15 protein-coding genes are annotated in these 18,633 nt (G+C 35.4%); 9 read left to right on the top strand and 6 right to left on the bottom strand.

Annotation, left to right across the window (positions count from 1 at the left end; genetic code table 11):
• Positions 1–31: 31 nt before the first annotated feature.
• From O6P34_RS12460 to O6P34_RS12440, 5 genes are all read left to right on the top strand, one after another.
• Positions 32–1,090 carry an o-succinylbenzoate synthase gene (locus tag O6P34_RS12460; protein ID WP_269684837.1) on the top strand — a complete coding sequence of 353 codons (1,059 nt, stop codon included), beginning with the start codon at positions 32–34 and terminating at the stop codon, positions 1,088–1,090.
• Positions 1,091–1,732: 642 nt separating this feature from the next.
• Complete coding sequence (locus tag O6P34_RS12455; protein ID WP_269684836.1) at positions 1,733–2,125, top strand: hypothetical protein; 393 nt, start codon at positions 1,733–1,735, stop codon at positions 2,123–2,125.
• A gap of 181 nt (positions 2,126–2,306) precedes the next feature.
• The gene (locus O6P34_RS12450; RefSeq protein WP_269684835.1) at positions 2,307–3,389 is read left to right on the top strand and encodes an efflux RND transporter periplasmic adaptor subunit; all 1,083 of its coding nucleotides are present in this window, start codon (positions 2,307–2,309) and stop codon (positions 3,387–3,389) included.
• A gap of 24 nt (positions 3,390–3,413) precedes the next feature.
• A complete protein-coding gene (locus O6P34_RS12445) occupies positions 3,414–6,581 on the top strand; it encodes an efflux RND transporter permease subunit (RefSeq protein WP_269684834.1) in 3,168 nt (1,055 codons plus the stop codon).
• Positions 6,574–8,010, top strand: coding sequence for a TolC family protein (locus O6P34_RS12440; protein ID WP_269684833.1), 1,437 nt, complete (start codon positions 6,574–6,576; stop codon positions 8,008–8,010). The genes O6P34_RS12445 and O6P34_RS12440 overlap by 8 nt, the downstream gene beginning before the upstream one ends.
• Before the next feature lie 160 nt (positions 8,011–8,170).
• On the opposite strand, the gene O6P34_RS12435 is transcribed toward O6P34_RS12440, so the two are convergent.
• Both O6P34_RS12435 and O6P34_RS12430 read right to left on the bottom strand, forming a co-directional pair.
• Positions 8,171–9,277, bottom strand: a complete 1,107-nt coding sequence (locus O6P34_RS12435; protein WP_269684832.1) for an NADH:flavin oxidoreductase — start codon at positions 9,275–9,277, stop codon at positions 8,171–8,173.
• A gap of 5 nt (positions 9,278–9,282) precedes the next feature.
• Entirely contained in the window at positions 9,283–9,582 is a 300-nt protein-coding gene (locus tag O6P34_RS12430; protein WP_269684831.1) for an ArsR/SmtB family transcription factor, read from the bottom strand.
• A gap of 102 nt (positions 9,583–9,684) precedes the next feature.
• On the opposite strand from O6P34_RS12430, the gene O6P34_RS12425 reads away from it, so the two are divergent.
• Positions 9,685–9,882: a discoidin/SUN/FTP domain-containing protein gene (locus tag O6P34_RS12425; protein ID WP_269684830.1), complete on the top strand. Its 198-nt coding sequence runs from the start codon at positions 9,685–9,687 to the stop codon at positions 9,880–9,882.
• A 265-nt stretch (positions 9,883–10,147) separates the two neighbouring features.
• Here O6P34_RS12425 and O6P34_RS14945 read toward each other — a convergent pair whose 3' ends face one another.
• The gene (locus O6P34_RS14945) at positions 10,148–10,351 is read right to left on the bottom strand and encodes a hypothetical protein (protein WP_269684829.1); all 204 of its coding nucleotides are present in this window, start codon (positions 10,349–10,351) and stop codon (positions 10,148–10,150) included.
• A gap of 275 nt (positions 10,352–10,626) precedes the next feature.
• Here O6P34_RS14945 and O6P34_RS12415 point away from each other — a divergent pair, with 275 nt between their 5' ends.
• Positions 10,627–11,382: a hypothetical protein gene (locus O6P34_RS12415; protein WP_269684828.1), complete on the top strand. Its 756-nt coding sequence runs from the start codon at positions 10,627–10,629 to the stop codon at positions 11,380–11,382.
• Position 11,383: 1 nt separating this feature from the next.
• Positions 11,384–11,779 (top strand): DUF5675 family protein, encoded by a 396-nt coding sequence (locus tag O6P34_RS12410; RefSeq protein WP_269684827.1) that lies wholly within the window; start codon positions 11,384–11,386, stop codon positions 11,777–11,779.
• A gap of 260 nt (positions 11,780–12,039) precedes the next feature.
• Here the strand turns inward: O6P34_RS12410 and istB are convergent, their stop codons facing one another.
• The 3 genes from istB to O6P34_RS12395 all read right to left on the bottom strand — a co-directional run bounded on the left by istB (position 12,040) and on the right by O6P34_RS12395 (position 15,226).
• A complete protein-coding gene (gene istB / locus O6P34_RS12405) occupies positions 12,040–12,777 on the bottom strand; it encodes an IS21-like element helper ATPase IstB (protein ID WP_219319283.1) in 738 nt (245 codons plus the stop codon).
• A 16-nt stretch (positions 12,778–12,793) separates the two neighbouring features.
• A complete protein-coding gene (gene istA / locus O6P34_RS12400) occupies positions 12,794–14,341 on the bottom strand; it encodes an IS21 family transposase (RefSeq protein WP_269684826.1) in 1,548 nt (515 codons plus the stop codon).
• Positions 14,342–14,410: 69 nt separating this feature from the next.
• Positions 14,411–15,226 (bottom strand): chromate resistance protein ChrB domain-containing protein, encoded by an 816-nt coding sequence (locus tag O6P34_RS12395; protein WP_269684825.1) that lies wholly within the window; start codon positions 15,224–15,226, stop codon positions 14,411–14,413.
• Positions 15,227–15,683: 457 nt separating this feature from the next.
• Here O6P34_RS12395 and O6P34_RS12390 point away from each other — a divergent pair, with 457 nt between their 5' ends.
• Positions 15,684–18,494 (top strand): bifunctional YncE family protein/alkaline phosphatase family protein, encoded by a 2,811-nt coding sequence (locus O6P34_RS12390; protein ID WP_269684824.1) that lies wholly within the window; start codon positions 15,684–15,686, stop codon positions 18,492–18,494.
• Positions 18,495–18,633 lie beyond the last annotated feature (139 nt).

Here is an 18,633-nt window from a genome sequence, read left to right as displayed (position 1 = left end):
GTTTTTAAATTAACTCATAACTCATAATTTCTTGAAAGCAACGTATCACAAATATATTCTTAATTTCAAACGACCGTCAGGAACTTCTCGCGGCATTATGACCGAAAAAGAAACCTGGTTTATAATCTTGGAACAAAATGGTAAAAAAGGAATTGGTGAGTGCGGTATTTTGAGAACTCTTAGCATTGATGACCGACCGGATTATGAAGAGAAATTGCAATGGATTTGTGCTCATATTCATTTAGGAAAAGACCAACTTTGGGATGCTTTAATCGAGTTTCCTTCGATACAATTTGGAGTGGAAATGGCGTTTCAATCTTTAGCGAGTGAAACTCCTTTTTTACTCTTTCCATCGGACTTTACAAATGGCACAAAATCGATTCCAATAAACGGATTAGTTTGGATGGGTGAGGAGTCATTTATGAAGCAGCAAATTGAAGAAAAATTAGCAGATGGTTTCCGTTGTATTAAACTCAAAATAGGTGCTATAGATTTTGATAAAGAACTTCAATTGTTGCGTTTTATTCGGCAACATTTTACCCCCGAAGAAGTAGAAATTCGGGTAGATGCGAATGGAGCTTTTAGTGAAAATTCAGCTTTAGATAAATTAAATCAATTATCTGAATTTAAGTTACATAGTATCGAACAGCCTATTAAAAAAAATAACACTGACAGGATGGCAGATTTGTGTAAAACGACTCCTTTCCCCATTGCGCTTGACGAAGAGTTGATAGGTGTGTTTACAGTGGCAGAGAAAGAACAATTACTTCAAAAAATTAAACCACAATACATTATTTTGAAGCCCAGTTTTATCGGTGGATTTCGAGGTACTCAAGAGTGGATTTCGCTGGCTGAAAAGCATGGAATTGGATGGTGGATTACCTCGGCTTTAGAGAGTAATATTGGATTAAATGCTATTGCACAATGGACTTTTTTGCAACATAATTCTATGCCGCAAGGATTAGGAACCGGCGCACTTTATACGAATAATTTTGACTGTCCGCTTGATGTTGCTGAGGGGCAATTATGGTATAAAAATGATATCGATTGGGAATTTGATATCGATCTTTTTCAAGCAGAAAATTTGTAAAATCAGTTTTAAAACCAAGTAATTGACACAAGCTTTATTTTAAAAAAAGTACATATTAATTGATTTATGTTGATTTAATTAGGTACTTTAGAGTACTTAAAACGAGCATCTTTAAAAAGCCCTGCTATCAAAAAGAAAATCAAAATAGTAAAACAAAATATTCACGAAAGACTACATCGTGAGCCTTATTATACCCATCCCAGATTGAAGTTTATTCCTAATATTGTAATCAATCTGATTAGTTTTATAGTTTCTTTTGCGGTGGTTGCAGTTTTATTATATGTTGTTTTGAGTTATTTAATTCGAAAATTTTACCATCTGGATTAGATCACTTTTAGGATTAGCAATTTATTCTTCAATTTAACTTTATATGATTTACCAAAAAAAAGACCCTCTGAAAATGAATTCAGAGGGTCTTTTTGCTATCTGAATTGAACTTAATTCCTGTCTTTACGTATTAATTATTGGGAGATTGGTATACATTTGTTAGAAGGTGGTTAATTTTTAATTTATTTAACTATCTCATAACCTGTTTTTTGAAAATATAAATTGGAAGGTGAATTACCTTGAAAAGATATATTAACATTTATTTGTCAAACCTCATATTTTTTTCTTTCAATAGTTTTATTACTTTTGGCGCCAATGAGAGTAATTGTATTTTTAGTATACTTATGTTTCCATCTTTTAGGAGGGAGTTCCGTTCATGCAAATACTCCTGAAAATATAATATACGATTCATTAATCTCTAACCTTTCAGAAAACCAGAAAGTAAAAATTACAATTGCAGATCATGCTAGTGTCGTAATTGAGTATGCTGATTTAGATTTAGATGAAGAACATTTGAGTTGTGATGAAATTCAAGATGGACATTCGAATAATTTTTTTGCTGAAAAATACAGTTTACTTGATAGTTGGTATTTACCAATTTCTCAAAGATTTATTTCCAATTATTACTACACCCTTTTTAAAATCTTCCTGCCTTTTTGTGGCAATTCATCTCCTATTTATATTACAAACAGGGTTTTAAGGATTTGAAACATTAAGTATTAGTTTCCAAAGACATTTTATTTACGATTATCTATTCTAGAATGTTTAGTAAGCGTAGTCCATTTTGCATGTCCGTTTAGATTTTATCCAGACAACAGAAGTCTTTTAGTAACACTTAGAAATTTTCCTATTTGCAGCGTTAAATCGCTCTAATTCCACATTTAATACCATGAAGAAAAATATCATTTTCACGGGCTTAGTTGCCTTGTTGTGCCTAGTTAGTTGTACAACTAAAAAAGAAGAAAAAGAAGAAGCAGGTAAATTTACAGTAACCAATCCGGTAAGTATTGATACTTCATTTACCAAAGAATATGTGTCTCAAATACGTTCTGTAAGAAACATCGAGATTCGTGCTCAAGAAAAAGGATTTTTGCAAAATATTTATGTTGATGAAGGACAGTTTGTAAAAGCGGGTCAGTTGTTATTCAGAATCATGCCCAAAATGTATGAAGCAGAACTGTTAAAAGCACAAGCCGAGGCTAAAGCTGCTACGATAGAATTACAAAATGCAAAAACGCTAGCCGATAAAAATATAGTCTCTAAAAGTGAACAGTTTATCGCACAAGCAAAACTGGAGCAAGCTAAAGCTGAAGTGGCATTAGCAAAAATTCATTTATCATTTACTGAAATCAGAGCACCGTTTGCAGGAACTATTGATAGGATTCCAAAGAAATTGGGAAGCCTTATTGATGAAGGAGAGCTACTGACCAGTCTTTCGGATAACAGTACAATGTTTGCTTATTTTAACGTGTCTGAACCAGAATATCTGGAGTATCAAAACAATATAAAAGGCAGAGGTAATAGTACAGTAAGTTTACTTTTAGCCAATAATAAACCATTAAAATATAAAGGAAAAGTAGAAGTCATCGAAAGTGAGTTTGATAGTGAAACCGGTAATATTTCCTTTAGAGCCAGTTTTCCAAACCCTGATAAATTATTAAAAAATGGTGAAACGGGTAAAGTTTTGATGACGGTTCCTGTTAAAAGTGCATTAATTATTCCGCAGAAAGCTACTTATGAAATTCAAGATAAAATGTATGTTTTTGTAGTAGATAGAAACAATGTAGTGCGGTCAAGAGAAATTACCCTTACAGGTGAAATGCCAGATTTATACGTTGTTGAAAGTGGTATCACAGCAAATGACAGAATACTGCTTGAAGGAGTTCAGAAAGTTAAGGAGGGTGATAAAATTAAATTTGAATATCAAAAACCGAAAGAAGTGTTGAATCATTTGAAATTAAAAGCGGAATAGTCATAATCCTTAAATCATAAATCAATGTTTAATAAATTTATACAAAGACCGGTACTCTCTATAGTGATATCACTTATGATCGTATTACTTGGTTTATTGGCTCTTGTCCAGTTACCAATAACATTATTTCCTTCTATATCGCCGCCTAAAGTAAATGTTACAGCATCATATCCTGGAGCAAATAACGAATTATTGATAAAATCAGTAATTATTCCGCTAGAAAGAGCTCTTAACGGGGTTCCTGGAATGAAATATATAGCATCAGATGCAGGTAACGATGGAGAAGGAACTATTCAAGTGATATTTAATCTTGGAACCGACCCAAATCAAGCCTCATTAAATGTACAAAACCGTGTGGCTTCAGTGGTTAATAAGCTACCTCCAATTGTGGTTCGGGAAGGTGTAAAGATTACTCGAGAAGAATCGAACATGCTTTTGTATGTCAATCTTTACAGTACAGATCCAAAAGCAGATCAAAAATTTCTTTTTAATTATGCTGATATTAATATCCTTTCAGAACTCAAAAGAGTGGATGGAGTAGGTGTTGCCGATATTTTGGGAAACAGAGAATATGCTATGCGTATTTGGTTGAAACCAGATAGAATGTTAGCTTATAAAATTTCGGCCGATGAGGTGATGGAAGCATTGGCTCAACAAAGTTTGGAAGCATCCCCAGGTAAAACAGGAGAAAGTTCGGGTAAAAGATCACAATCATTTGAATATGTATTGAAATATCCTGGGCGATTTACTACTCAAGAACAATATGGAAATATAGTTTTGAGAGCTAATCCAGACGGTCAAATACTTCGCTTAAAAGATGTTGCAAAAGTAGAATTTGGTAGTTCAATGTACGATATTTATTCTAATTTGAACGGAAAACCTTCAGCAGCAATTGTATTGAAACAATCTTATGGTAGTAATGCTACTCAAGTTATTAAAGATGTAAAAGCGAAACTTGAAGAGATTAAGAAAACCTCTTTTCCAAAAGGAATGGATTATGAAATCAGTTATGATGTTTCTAAATTTTTGGATGCTTCCATCGAAAAAGTTATTCATACTTTAATTGAAGCTTTTATATTAGTAGGATTAGTAGTCTTCTTATTTTTAGGTGATTGGCGTTCTACATTAATTCCTGCAATCGCAGTCCCTGTATCACTTATTGGAACCTTTATGTTCATGCAATACTTTGGTATCACGCTCAATTTGATAACTTTATTTGCATTGGTACTGGCCATTGGTATCGTTGTCGATAATGCCATAGTGGTGATTGAAGCTGTTCATGCCAAGATGGAAACCAAGCATCTCTCACCAAAGAAGGCTACAAAAGAAGCAATGCACGAAGTAAGCGGTGCTATTATTGCCATTACATTTGTTATGGCAGCCGTATTTATTCCAGTTGCTTTTATGTCAGGTCCAGTAGGTATATTTTATAGACAGTTTTCTATTACAATGGCTACTTCTATTGTACTTTCAGGGGTTGTTGCATTGACACTAACGCCAGCACTTTGTGCAATGATGTTGAAAAATAATCATGGAAAACCCAGAAAGAAAACTCCACTGAATAAAATATTGGACAGTTTTAATAATTGGTTTAACGGTGTATCTGGAAAATATAGAAATCTGTTAGGTTTGATTGTAAACAGAAGAGTTTTCACTTTTGGGATGCTTATTTTTTTCTGTGTTGGAACTTATTTTTTGAATGCAAGTCTTCCATCAGGATTTATTCCAAATGAAGATCAAGGGATGTTTTATGCAGTTATCCAGACTCCTCCCGGTTCAACATTAGAACGAACTAATCAAATTTCAGAACGATTACAAAAAATTGCCGAAAGTATCGAAGGTGTTAAATCGGTTTCGTCTTTAGCTGGTTATGAAATTTTAACCGAGGGAACTGGAGCTAATTCAGGAACCTGTCTTATCAACCTAAAAAGTTGGGACGAACGTAAAAAATCTTCACAAGAAATTATAGATGAACTTGAAGAAAAATCCAAAGATATTCCGGGTGCCACTCTTGAATTTTTTCAACCGCCAGCCGTTCCCGGTTATGGAGCAGCAGGAGGTTTTGAATTGCGTTTATTAGATAAAGCAGGTTCTGGAGATTATAAAAAGATGGAAACTGTGAGTAATGATTTCGTAAAAGAACTCAACAAACGACCTGAACTGGCTTCGGTTTTTACATTTTATAGTGCCAGTTTTCCACAGTATATGCTTCGAATTGATAATGATATCGCACAACAAAAAGGGGTGACTATCGAAAATGCCACGAACACGCTATCAACACTTGTAGGAAGTAATTATGAAATAAGTTTTATTAAATACGGGCGTCAATATAAAGTAATGGTACAAGCATCTCCTGAATATAGAGCTTTACCCGAAGATATCATGAAACTGTATGTAAAAAATAATCGAGATGAAATGGTACCTTTCTCCGCTTTTATGAAAATGGAAAAAGTATACGGATTGTCTGAGATTACAAGACAAAACATGTATAATGCATCGGAAATAAGTGGCCAATCTGCTACGGGATATAGTAGTGGCGAAGCCATTAAAGCTATTCAAGAAGTTGCCGAAAAAACACTGCCTAGAGGATATGGAATTGATTGGGCAGGAATTTCAAAAGATGAAGTGGGCCGTGGTAATGAAGCGATTTACATTTTCTTAATTTGTTTAGGCTTTGTTTATCTAATTCTTGCTGCACAATATGAAAGTTTTATTTTACCTTTTGTTGTCATACTATCGCTTGTTGCGGGTATTTTTGGAGCATTCTTGTTACTTAAAATATGTGGTTTAGAGAATAATATTTATGCTCAAGTTGCCATGGTAATGCTAATTGGTTTGCTGGGGAAAAATGCAGTACTTATCGTAGAGTTTGCTGTTCAAAGACACCGTGCTGGAGATTCTGTACTTCAAGCTGCAATTGAAGGATCTGCGCTGCGGTTCCGTCCAATTCTCATGACTTCATTTGCATTTATTGCCGGATTAATTCCATTAGTTTTTGCTTCCGGACCCGGAAAAGTGGGTAACCGAACCATCGGTTCTGCAGCTGCAGGAGGGATGCTGATAGGAACTATTTTTGGTGTGCTGCTTATACCTGGATTGTATTATATATTCGGCAGAATTTCAGAAAAAGTAAAGTTTGTTAAAAATGAAGAAGAAAATCCATTAACCGAAGAAATTGATCACAATGTATAAAATTAAGTTATATCGATGCCTTATCCCGTTAGGTGTTTTCCTATCGGTGATAAGTTGTAAAGCTCCTGCTATTACAACAAGAACAACTACAAATAATGCTTTGCCAGAATTGTATAGTAATAATAAGGATACGTCTAACACGTCGACTATTCCTTGGAAAAATTTCTTTAAGGATAAAAACTTGGTTAATTTGATTGATATTGCACTCACAAATAATCAGGAATTACAGATTACTTTACAGGAAATAGAAATTACCAAGAATGATATTCGCATCAAGAAAGGGGAGATTTTGCCAAAGGTTGGTGTGAGGGCAGGAGCCGGTGTCGAAAAAGTAGGAAGATATACCAGTCAAGGAGCCGGCGATGCTTCTACTGAGATAACTCCCGGTAAAGAAATGCCTGATCCGCTTATGGACTATACTCTAGCTGCTTATGCAAATTGGGAAGTTGATATCTGGAAAAAATTGCGTAATTCTAAGAAAGCAGCTGTTAGCAGGTATTTATCTACTATTGAAGGTAAAAATTTTGTACTTACAAATCTTATTGCAGAAGTAGCTAATTCATATTATGAATTACTTGCTCTGGATAGTCAGTTGAACATTGTAAAACAGAACATTGAATTACAAAAAAATGCCCTGGAAATTGTAAAAATTCAGAAAGAAACTGCCAGAGCAACAGAACTTGCCGTTCAAAAATTTCAGGCTGAAGTATTAACTTCGAAAAGTATGGAGTTTGAAATTCTCCAAAAGATAAAAGAAACAGAAAATAGAATTAACTTTTTACTGGGCCGTTATCCTCAAGAAATCATAAGGGATAAAAACAATTTTTTGAATTTACAGCCTTCAGCAATTGATTCGGGAATTCCTTCACAATTATTGGCGAATCGTCCCGATATTAAACAAGCTGAACTTGAACTGGCTGCCGCAAAGTTAGACGTAAAAATAGCTAGAGCCGAATTTTATCCTTCATTAGCTATTTCAGCTGGAATCGGATTACAAGCTTTTAAAACATCATATTTGTTAACGTTTCCGGAGTCTATACTTTATTCTCTTGCGGGAGATATCGCTGCACCACTGATAAATAGAAACGCAATCAAAGCAGAGTTTAATAACGCCAATTCACGTCAAATCCAGGCTATGTATAACTATGAACGTACTATTTTAAACGCATATTTGGAAGTTTCTAATCAGCTCTCTAAAATTAATAATTTAGAAAAAAGTTATGATTTGAAATGGCAACAAGTGAATGCCTTAAACCGGTCGATTGATGTTTCTAATGATTTGTTCAAGTCTGCCAGAGTAGATTATTTTGAAGTTTTGATGACGCAGCGTGACGCTTTAGAGTCTAAACTTGAATTGATAGAAACAAAAAAAGAACAGTTCAACGCTACTGTCAATGTTTATAAGGATTTAGGAGGAGGTTGGAAATAAAGTAATAGTTCAAACTAAAGAGCCAGTCAATTTTGATTGGCTCTTTTTTATTGGTAAGGAAACGAATAAAGCATCTTAAATTTAAACTTATTAAATAGTTTTAAAAGTTAAAAAAAAGAAATCATTAGAATATTTAGCTCTTTTAACTTTGTTATTAGTTTTATTCCAATACCAATTCACTCAAGGCTTCTTTGCTAAAGCCTTTTAGTTGGTCATTTTTTCCTGCTTTGATTTTGGCAACCCAATTCGGGTCCGACAAGAGAGGTCTTCCAACTGCTACGAGGTCAAAATCTCCTCTGTCTAAGCGTCTAGTTAATTCGTCTAATGATGTTGGTTCAGAACTTTCGCCTGCAAACGCACCAAAGAAATCACTTGAAAGTCCAATTGAACCTACGGTAATAGTTGGTTTTCCAGTTAATTTCTTAGCCCATCCTGCAAAGTTAAGATCGTTATCTTCAAATTCCGGTTCCCAAAAACGGCGTTGAGAACAATGTAAAATATCGACACCGGCATCAATCAACGGACTAAGCCAGGCTTCCATTTCTTGAGGTGTTTTTGCTTGTTTGAAATTGTAATCCGATGGTTTAAACTGAGAAACTCTCATGATTATAGCAAAATCTTCGCCTACTTGTTTTCTAATTTCTTTAATTACATCTACAGCAAAGCGAGTACGTTCCGGAAGGGTTTTTCCGCCATAAATATCTGTACGAAGATTTGTCGCCTCCCAGAAAAATTGATCAATGAGATAACCGTGTGCCCCGTGTATTTCAATACAGTCAAAACCCAATCTTTTGGCATTGGCTGCAGCCTGACCAAAAGCGATAATGGTATTTTCGATATCATTTATAGTCATGGTACTGCCATTGTTAAACCCTGGTCTGTTTAAACCCGATGGTCCTTCAAAAGGTGTAGGAGGAACCCAACCCGAATGGTGGTTGTCCATAATTCCCATATGCCATATTTGTGGTCCCATTTGTCCCTCTGCAGTATGCACGCTATCAATGACTTTTTTCCATCCTGCCAGAGATTGCTCCCCGTAAAAGTGCGGTATATTAGGATCATTTGATGAGGAAGGTCTATTGATAACGGTTCCTTCGGAGAGTATCAAACCTACTTCGCCTTCTGCTCTTTTTTGATAATAAGCCGCTACTTCATCTGTAGCAACTCCATTTGGAGAAAAAGAGCGCGTCATGGGCGCCATTACAATTCTATTTTTAAGGTTTAGCGTCTTCAAGCTGAAGGGCGTAAACAAACTATTTGTTTTCATACTTGTTATATATTAGATTCGATTATTTTACTGAGTTCGGTAAACGCTTTTTCGTTGCGCTTGTAATAGGTCCATTGCCCAACACGTTTGGATTCTATGAATCCGGCACGTTGTAATATTGATAAATATTCTGAAACCGTTGATTGGGTTAGACCTGATTTGGCCTGAATTTGTCCTACACAAACACCGTGTTCATAACAATCAGCCATTTGTTCTGGGAAATTTATTTCAGGTTCTTTTAACCATTCCAGTATTTGTAGTCTGGACTTGTTTGATAATGCTTTAAAGAGTTCTATATGATCCATAGTGCAAATATATCGACTTTTCTCGATATATCTATTTAATAAAAATCATTTAGGATTATTTTATGATTTATAAGGCAGATGTTTTTGAATGTTATTATAACCATGATAAAAAACATTTTCTTATTACTACCTCATATTTGGAGTTTTGGAAGTGATATTGTTAAACTTCCTCAGGAAATAGTTATTGATATGGGAGGGCTAATTACAATTAGTGGGTTTATTTATGTTCTGCAACAAATGGGTAATGCTCTTAATTTAATAGCTAACTACGAATTTTATACCAGTAAAGATGTTGTATAAAAACAAAACCCCTAATAATCTATGGTTATCAGGGGTTTTTTGTGAGTTGAATGAATTAATATTTCTAATTCTTTTGAATAGTTCGTGACGAATTAACTTTGTAAGTTAGCCTCTTTGAACCAGTTCAATACGATTAAATTTTACTTTATAAAATAATATTTATTATTAGTTGTGCGGTATGTTATGTTTATTATTTGAACTACTGATTGAACTACTGTTGTTTGTGTATAGAAGTATTTTGACTGCTTTTAATTGTCTTAAATCCTTACCCGATTATACAACGTAAAACATGTTCCATTTGGAGACCTGAATAATCACAAAATTCCTCTATAGAGATAAACTGATGTGGTTCTTTATTCAAATTGTCTTTAATTTTATTTAAATACAATCTTGCCTGTCTGTATGTTTTACCGGTAATACGTTGTACATCTTTTGGATAAATACATGCCCTGATGTTTCCTGCTATCACACTTCTGTTTTTAATACATTATCCATACCGTTGGTATGCCTTTGAGTAACTTCCTTAGTGGAGTATTATCATACTGCAAAGTTAATAAAATTACTTTGTCACTTAGTGACTAAAAGAGGTAATTATAGGCTTTTTACTACCGTTTTTGACCATCACTTTTTGAAATGTGCTTTTAATGATGGAATCTTTGTTCCAATCATTCCCAATTTAGTTGCAACGAATTATCAGGATGAACGAGAAGTTAAATCATTTTTAAACTTAAATTTTAAACTATTATGGCAAAACAGAAAGGCATAATTAAATTGAAAGGTACTATCGGAGATATTACTTTTTATAAAACAAAGGATGGGTATATTGCCCGCGAAAAAGGAGGCATTGATGCCAATAGAATTGCTAACGATCCTGCATTTCAAAGAACACGTGAGAATGGATCTGAATTTGGAAGAGCGGGTAAAGCCGGTAAAACGTTGCGATTGGCGTTACGTACTTTACTGTTGAATTCTTCTGACAGTAAAATGGTTAGCCGACTTACCCAGTTGATGGTTAAAGTTATTCAGGCCGATATGGTTAATGAGCGAGGTCTTAGAAACGTCATTGATGGCGAGGCTGAATTGCTTACCGGTTTTGATTTTAACATTACCGGTAAATTAGGAACCACTTTATTTGCTCCTTATACAGGTACTATTGATCGTGTTACCGGTGAAATTTCGGTTGACCTAGATTCTTTTATTCCTGGTAATATGGTTTCAGTTCCAAGTGGAACAACTCATTTTAAAATCATATCAGGAGGGGCTGAAATAGATTTTGAGGCAGAAACATTTGTTACATCGAATTCTGAAACGGACATCCTACCTTGGGATATGACTCCAACGGTTCCTATTACTCATGTGAATATGGTTACACCAGACAGCACAAAACCTTTGTTTCTAGCTTTAGGACTGGAATTTTATCAAGGAGTAAATGGTCGTATGTATCCTTTGAAAAATGGAGCTTATAATCCGTTGTCACTAGTTCAAGTAAGCGGATTGTAATATGGTTTTAGTGCTATCCAGAACTTATTTCCCTGATGGAACTAACGGAAAACTCGATTGTGAAGGTAAATTCATTTGTAGTACAATTGAATTGCCTTGGATCAATAATGAGAAAAAGGTTTCCTGTATCCCGGAGGGGAAGTATTTATTGAGAAAGCGGTATAGCCGCAAATTTCAATGGCATATTGAACTAGTTGACGTAATAGACAGACGTTTTATTTTGTTTCATCCGGCCAATAATGCCCAAAAGGAATTGAAAGGTTGTATTGCTCCGGTGACGAAACTTTCCGGACCCGGCTTGGGTCTTCAATCTCGACACGCTTTTGTTTCTTTAAAAAGTTTAGTTTACAAAGCTTTGGAGCGTAACGAAAGTGTCTTATTAATTGTTCAATCTTAATAAATTTAATTATGAATATAATCAAAAGAGTGAAAGCTCCCAGTCCGAAGTTTTTTAAAGTGCTTCGAAATATCGGATTGGCTTTAGCAGCAGTTGGATGCAAATTCCAGTGATATTGACCACCCAATTCCAATTTAAAGTGACCACCTGATTCCAATTCAAAATGACCACCTAATTCCGGAGCAAAATGACCACCTCCATTTTTCATTAAAAACTACTTTTTTTCATCTGTTAATTAGTATTCAAATATACTTAAAATATTACCCTTTGTTTATGCCTCTTTTCTTTCTCATAGATTCGCCATGTAATTCGAGTCGGTGGGATTGATGTATAAGTCTGTCCAGAATCGCGTCAGCTATGGTTTTTTCTCCAATGATGTCATACCATCCTTGCACCGGGATTTGTGATGTCACGATTATGGAACCATTATTATGCCTGTCTTCAATGATTTCCAAAAGGGTAATTCGGTTATGACTATCCAATGCCTGGAGTCCAAAATCATCCAATATAATGACGTCTTGCCTTTCTATTTTGGCAAGTTCCCTGAGGTAAGAACCATCTGCTTTGGCCATTTTTAATTTAGCAAACAACTTCGAAGTGTTAAAATAACTTACTTTAAAACCCTGTATACAGGCTTGATAACCTAACGCAGTGCCTAAATAACTTTTGCCTACACCTGTACTTCCAGTGATTAAAATGTTTTCGTTTTTTTCTACAAATTCGCATTCTGCCAGACGCAGTACCATGTTTCTGTCAAGATTACGCGATACATCAAAATTGACACTTTCAATATTTGATTTGTAATGGAATCGGGCATTCTTGATACTGCGTTCAATACGACGATTGTGCCTTTCGTCCCATTCTGCATCAATAATCATCGATACAAACTGATCGAGTGTGTAATGGTCTGTTTTTCCGCTCTCAATGGCTGTTTTAAAAGCATTGAACATGCCATAAAGCTTCATCTGTTTCATTTTTGTTACTGTGGATTCATTCATGTTTTCAAGATTTAATTTAGTTGTAATAATGTTTTCCTCTTATGTTACCGTGGCTCGGGAGTTCCTGCTCCTGTTCCTGTTCAAAATCAATATGGTCTAGGTTATTTTCCAAAATGTTCTGTATCGTCTTAAAATTGTAAATTTTAAAATCAAGTGCCCGCTTGCAGGCATTTATTAATCGTTGCTTGCCTACCTTTTTCTCGAAGTTCAGTATTCCCAAACAACTTTTATAAGCCTGTTCAGGATGGTTTCTGCTTTCGATTATCTGCATAATATATTCTCCTACCGACTCGTCAATACTGCTTGCCCAATCAATGAAGCGGGCAGCGCTCCACTGGGCTACAAATTGATGCGTACTGGCCAGATGTTCCGGGATTGTGGTATAGATATAAGGTTTGTAATTTCGTGTGTGGACAGCTATCCGATTGTATTTATAATAAATCTCTACCGTTGATTTGGTATACAGCAGTTTCGCTTTTTTCTTTACGTATTGATACGGAACGCTATAGTAATTTTTGTCCTGACTTAATTGAACATGTCCATTTTGCATCACCGTTGCAAAGGATTGGTATTTGATTTCAAAGCGTTCTTGTGGTAATGGGCGCAGTTTTTGTTTCTCGTCTTCTAAAAACAATTCCAAACGAGAGTAAGGGCGCCCTGTGAGTTTTCGGTTATTATGAGTGTCTAATAAATCCCATATCTGCTGGTTTAATTCTTCAAGGCTAAAGAATTTGTTTTCATTTAGATTTACATAAATCCTTCGGTACAATATCTTGACAGCTCCTTCAACCAATGACTTGTCTCTTGGTTTATAGGCTCTGGCGGGCAAGATTGTAGTTTCGTAATGTTCCGCTAAATCAGCCAAGGTTTCATTGATTGTCGGTTCAAAACGACTGCTTTTTATTACTGCAGATTTTAAATTATCTGGAACAATTGCCGCAGGAGTGCCTTCAAAAAAACGCATGGCATTTTCTACCGAAGCAACAAAATCTTCTTTTTGTTGGCTCATGGAAGCTTCGGCATAGGTGTATTGACTAGCTCCCAATATGGCTACAAAAAACTGCACTTCCTTGATTTCACCCGTATCTTTATCAATAAAGGAGAGTGTTTTTCCAGCATAATCCACATACATTTTATCACCGGCTTTGTGATTCATATGCATTACTGGATTGACCCGTTTACCCCATATTTTGTAATGATGGCTAAATTGTGAACTTCTGTAGCCATCAGGGTTTACGGCAATATATTGCTCCCACATGTGTTGTATGGTAACTCCAACTTTTTTTAGTTCCCGCTCCATTTTAGGAAAAAAATTGTGGAGTGTCTGTAATTTGGGATTAATTGATTCCACGGTAGTGTGTGAAAACAAAAGTTCTAGTTCGGCATCTGTTTTTTCATTAATTATTTCAATGCTTAATTCTAGGACTTCAAATAAAGAAATATACTTCTTTACCGTGTTTCTGGAAAGGGATAAGTAGCTACTTATAAATAACTTGCTTTTTCCATTGCAATAGAATTTAATTACTTTTCTAATTTTACTCATGTCTGTTATTTTGTTTGCCATAATCCGTATTTTTTTAACGAATGTATGGTTCTAACAACATGAAAAAGTCAGTAGTTTTTAATGGTCAATTTACACCAAAATCAGGTGGTCAATTTGAACTGGAAAGTGGTGGTCAATTTGACCGGTTTTTCCAATATAGGCTATTTCGGTAAGAGTATAGGTTGAATTTTGAATAAGGGTAATTGCTTTTTCGATTCGTAATTTTCTAACATAGTCACCAAAATTGAGGTCCTCAAAATATTTGGAAAACTCTCTTGATAAATAGGAAGGATTAAGCTCTAAATCAGTTGAAATCTTTTTTAGGTCGAAAGTAAATTGAGTGTCTATTTGGTCTTGAATAATCTCTTTTAAATCTTTGACCCAAGCAGGCGTTTTCTTAGTGGTGGTCTTTTTATCCTTTAAAAATTTGTTGTATACCTCATGTAACAAGTTTTCAAACGGACTATTTTGTAAATGATTTTGTTGGTATAAATATTTGGCCCAACTGTATAGTGCCTCGTAGATAACCATTCCTGTTTCTAATAGTTTATAGTCGTCTGTAATGTTATGGGACAATCCAGCTGAAATCGCCCAAAGTCCAGCCGATTCTTTTGCCATATCATGCCTGTCAGTATCTGCACCACGAATGATATCAGCCATAATCAAAATGGCGGAATCCTCTATTTTGTACTTTTTTATGATATAGTCAAACGTACTTTGTTCGTTATAATGCGTAAACTCAACATTAGGGATATCAAAAGGAATGGCATCTAATTCTTTTGCTTTTTCACAAACCTCATCGAATGGGACGTATATGAATTCGGCTTCTTTGTCTACAAAATTTTTTATCAGCCAAGGACAGGCCAATCGGTCAATTTTAGGTCTTTCTCTAGTAATCCATTTCATAAAATACGGTGTCTTTAATTTGATACTAAAATCCAGAGTTTAAAATTAGCACTAATTTCCCTTTTTTCTATTTGAGAAAGTAAAGAATTAAGTTGTGTGAAGAAATCGCTAAACAGAAAGCTATGGCTAAAGCAAACAAAAATAAGAAGAATAAAAAATAATTTATTGTTTAAAAAAAGCCTCATCAGATGAAAATCTTTCGGGATTCTTTAAATAGTTACTTGTCATAAAACAGTTGTCTAACGGTATGATAACATTAGATTGATGTTTAAAGCATCATAAAATGTTTCAAATCGTTTACATTTGTTAGTCATTGCAATAGAAATTCAATAAGTCAAAATAAGTATCTTTAGGTATTTGTTTATCAGAACTTTGAATTTTTATTTATGGATGCTGTTGTAGTTTTTTTATAAATTACAGTGATTAAATAGTGTATAAAATAAACGAGTTTAAAATCATGAAAACAAGTCTTCGATTCCTGTTACTGCTCCTTCTTTTTGCAGCGTGTAGTGTTAAGAACACTACTCTAAGTACAAAACCATTGTGGGTCATTTCCTCACCAAGTGGAGAGCAATTAACAAAAATTGATAAAACCGGAAAAACGGTCATTCCCAACGGTCGTTTTATTACGCCAGCCGGTAAAAACATTAGTACCGCTCCGCATCCTTACGGATTGACTTTAAGTCCGAACGGTACAATTGCAGTTACGGCTAATTCAGGAACGAATCCTTTATCGATTACCATTATTCGGGATCTTTTATCGGAGCATCCCGATGTGCAACAAGTTCCTCCCGGACCAGCAACAGATAAAGGCGTATTGGCATCAGTATTTATGGGTTTAGCAATTGCTCCGGATAATAAAACGATATATGTTGCCGGCGGACAAGAGAATAAAGTATATTTATTTGATGCCCAAACCGGAATAAAAAGAGACTCTATAGATTGTGCTTTCAGTACTGAATCTATTGATTATCGTCATGGTTATATTGGTGATATGAAGTTGTCTAAAGATGGGAAAACCTTGTATGCGGTGGATCAAATAGGTTTCAGGATGGTAATTCTGAATACCGAAACCAAAAAGCTGATGCATTCTGTTCCTGTAGGGCGCTATCCGTTTGGAATTTGTTTGTCACCAGACGAAAAAAAGGTATATGTTGCTAATGTGGGCATGTTTGAATATTCTTATATAAAAGAAAGTAACGAAAAAGAGGCTAAGATAAAATCAGTTGGTTATCCGGCTTTTGCCTATGGTTCGAAAGAAATGCAAACGGGAATCCAAAATGATTCTATAGCCATTAAAGGTTTAGGTGAACTGAATGCGGCAGAAGCTTTTTCGGTATTTGCCATCAATCTTGAAGATGCTTTACAGCCAAAAGTTACTGCCAAAATTAAAACTGGACATTTAGTAGGTGCATTGGTAGAAGGGATTCCTGCCGTAGGTGGTTCCAGTCCCAACTCAATTGTAGCGACATACGATTATGTTTTTGTCAGTAATGGAACCAATGATAATATTTCGGTTATTTCTATCTCCAAAGATGCCGTGGTTAATACCATTGCGTTGAAACCCGATAGCAGAGTAAAGCAATTTCGAGGTGTAATCCCTTTTGGTTTGGCTTTGAGCCCTGATCAAAAGCGCTTGTATGTTGCGGAATCCGGAATAAATGCCGTGGGTGTTATTACTGTAGCGGATCAAAAAGTTTTGGGACATATCCCAACGGCTTGGTTTCCTTCTAAAATCGAAGTCAGTAAGGACGGCGAAAAACTGATTATTGCCAATGCCAAAGGATTTGGAAGTGGTCCTAATGGCGGAGCAGCTTTTCAGTTGGGTTCAGAAGGAAGTTACATTGGCTCTTTGATGAAAGGAACGGTTCAAATTGTTACAATCCCAAAAGACGAACAATTGCAGGAGATGACCCAACAGGTGGTTGCCAATAACTTTCAATTCACAAATGTAACGGATTCTGTTTTTAAAAGCAGAGCAAATAATCCCATTCCGTTGTATCCCGGAGCGCAAGAAAGTCCGATAAAGCATATTGTGTTTATCTCCAAAGAGAACAGAACTTATGATGAAGTTTTTGGACAATTAAAGAAAGGTAACGGAGATTCAACCTTAGCACGTTATGGTGAAAATGCTTCCTTTTCGAACCGAAAAAAGACGGATTCTATTGCGAATACTACAGTTATGCCGAACCATTTGGCTTTGGCCAGACAATTTAGTATTTCGGATAATTTTTATGTAGATGCTGATGTTTCAGCCGATGGTCACCGTTGGTTAACCAATACCTATCCTAACGAATGGTGCGAAACTGCCACAGCAGCCAGTTATGGCGGTAACCGTGAGTTTAAAGAAGACTCAAAAGCACCCGGAGTTTTTGGGATGAATGGAGCAGCGGGAGCTATTTATCCGGAGGATTATAATGAAGCAGGGTCGATGTGGGATCATTTGGCCCGTCATACCGTAGACTTCTATAATTTTGGTTTCAGCATTATGTTTGAACCGGCTTTATACAAAGCTGAATTTAAATACACGGGTATCCAACAATATGTTAATTTTCCAATGCCTGAACCTTTATTCGAAAGGACTTCAAAAATGTATCCGACTTATAATACCGCTATACCTGATCAATTTAGGATAGATCAGTTCATCAAAGAATTTAATACTAAATGGATGAACGGCAAAGGAGTTATGCCGCCATTTTCTACGGTTATTATTCCGAATGATCATGGCGCTGATGATCGTCCTGAAGCCGGATATCCTTTTAGAGAAAGCTATATGGCCGATAATGATTTGGCTGTAGGCCGAATTGTAGAATATTTATCTCATACGCCGTATTGGAAAAATATGTTGATTGTCATCACCGAAGATGATGCGCAAAACGGAGTCGATCATGTTGATGCGCATCGCAGTATATTGATGGTTATTTCTCCTTGGGTAAAAAGAGATTATGTAGGGCATCAACACTACAGTTTTGGCAGTTTGTTTAAAACGTTTTGGAATATTCTGGGAATGCCGTATTTAAATCAATATGATGCCGGAGCAACTGATTTGAGTGCTCTTTTTACCACTAAACCCAATTATGCGCCATACAATGCATTGGATGTTGATTCCAGAATTTTTAATCCTCAAAAAGCACTCGATCCATTTGATGAAAAATTCAATTGGAAAGCGCTCAAAGAGTCTCCAAAAATTGATAATGTTGAAGATATGTTTCGGGACAGTAAAGAACAAGATGCGAACCGTTTAGAAAACAGGGAGAAAAAACAGTAGTACCTGTCTGATCATTATTCCTGCTTTACCGCCAGCCAAACAAGATTATTTCGATCAGGAATGATTTTGTTTGGCTGGTTTATTTCCATTTTATCGTATGCTATTTTCAATTTTGTAAACCTTTTTTTGACATTAGATA

It is taken from the genome of Flavobacterium lacustre (genome assembly GCF_027474525.2).
GTDB classification, from domain to species: Bacteria; Bacteroidota; Bacteroidia; order Flavobacteriales; family Flavobacteriaceae; genus Flavobacterium; species Flavobacterium lacustre.
The sequence above is the reverse complement of the archived record's forward strand: the minus strand, read 5'-3'. Positions and strand labels throughout refer to the sequence as shown.

What these genes read in the sequence shown, in the direction of transcription:
- O6P34_RS12455 (WP_269684836.1), top strand. Translation starts at nt 1,733, where the DNA reads ATGAGAGTAATTGTATTTTTAGTATACTTATGTTTCCATCTTTTAGGA.
- O6P34_RS12450 (WP_269684835.1), top strand. Translation starts at nt 2,307, where the DNA reads ATGAAGAAAAATATCATTTTCACGGGCTTAGTTGCCTTGTTGTGCCTA.
- O6P34_RS12445 (WP_269684834.1), top strand. Translation starts at nt 3,414, where the DNA reads ATGTTTAATAAATTTATACAAAGACCGGTACTCTCTATAGTGATATCA.
- O6P34_RS12440 (WP_269684833.1), top strand. Translation starts at nt 6,574, where the DNA reads ATGTATAAAATTAAGTTATATCGATGCCTTATCCCGTTAGGTGTTTTC.
- O6P34_RS12435 (WP_269684832.1), bottom strand. Translation starts at nt 9,277, where the DNA reads ATGAAAACAAATAGTTTGTTTACGCCCTTCAGCTTGAAGACGCTAAAC.
- O6P34_RS12430 (WP_269684831.1), bottom strand. Translation starts at nt 9,582, where the DNA reads ATGGATCATATAGAACTCTTTAAAGCATTATCAAACAAGTCCAGACTA.
- O6P34_RS12425 (WP_269684830.1), top strand. Translation starts at nt 9,685, where the DNA reads ATGATAAAAAACATTTTCTTATTACTACCTCATATTTGGAGTTTTGGA.
- O6P34_RS12415 (WP_269684828.1), top strand. Translation starts at nt 10,627, where the DNA reads ATGGCAAAACAGAAAGGCATAATTAAATTGAAAGGTACTATCGGAGAT.
- O6P34_RS12410 (WP_269684827.1), top strand. Translation starts at nt 11,384, where the DNA reads ATGGTTTTAGTGCTATCCAGAACTTATTTCCCTGATGGAACTAACGGA.
- istB (WP_219319283.1), bottom strand. Translation starts at nt 12,777, where the DNA reads ATGAATGAATCCACAGTAACAAAAATGAAACAGATGAAGCTTTATGGC.
- istA (WP_269684826.1), bottom strand. Translation starts at nt 14,341, where the DNA reads ATGGCAAACAAAATAACAGACATGAGTAAAATTAGAAAAGTAATTAAA.
- O6P34_RS12395 (WP_269684825.1), bottom strand. Translation starts at nt 15,226, where the DNA reads ATGAAATGGATTACTAGAGAAAGACCTAAAATTGACCGATTGGCCTGT.
- O6P34_RS12390 (WP_269684824.1), top strand. Translation starts at nt 15,684, where the DNA reads ATGAAAACAAGTCTTCGATTCCTGTTACTGCTCCTTCTTTTTGCAGCG.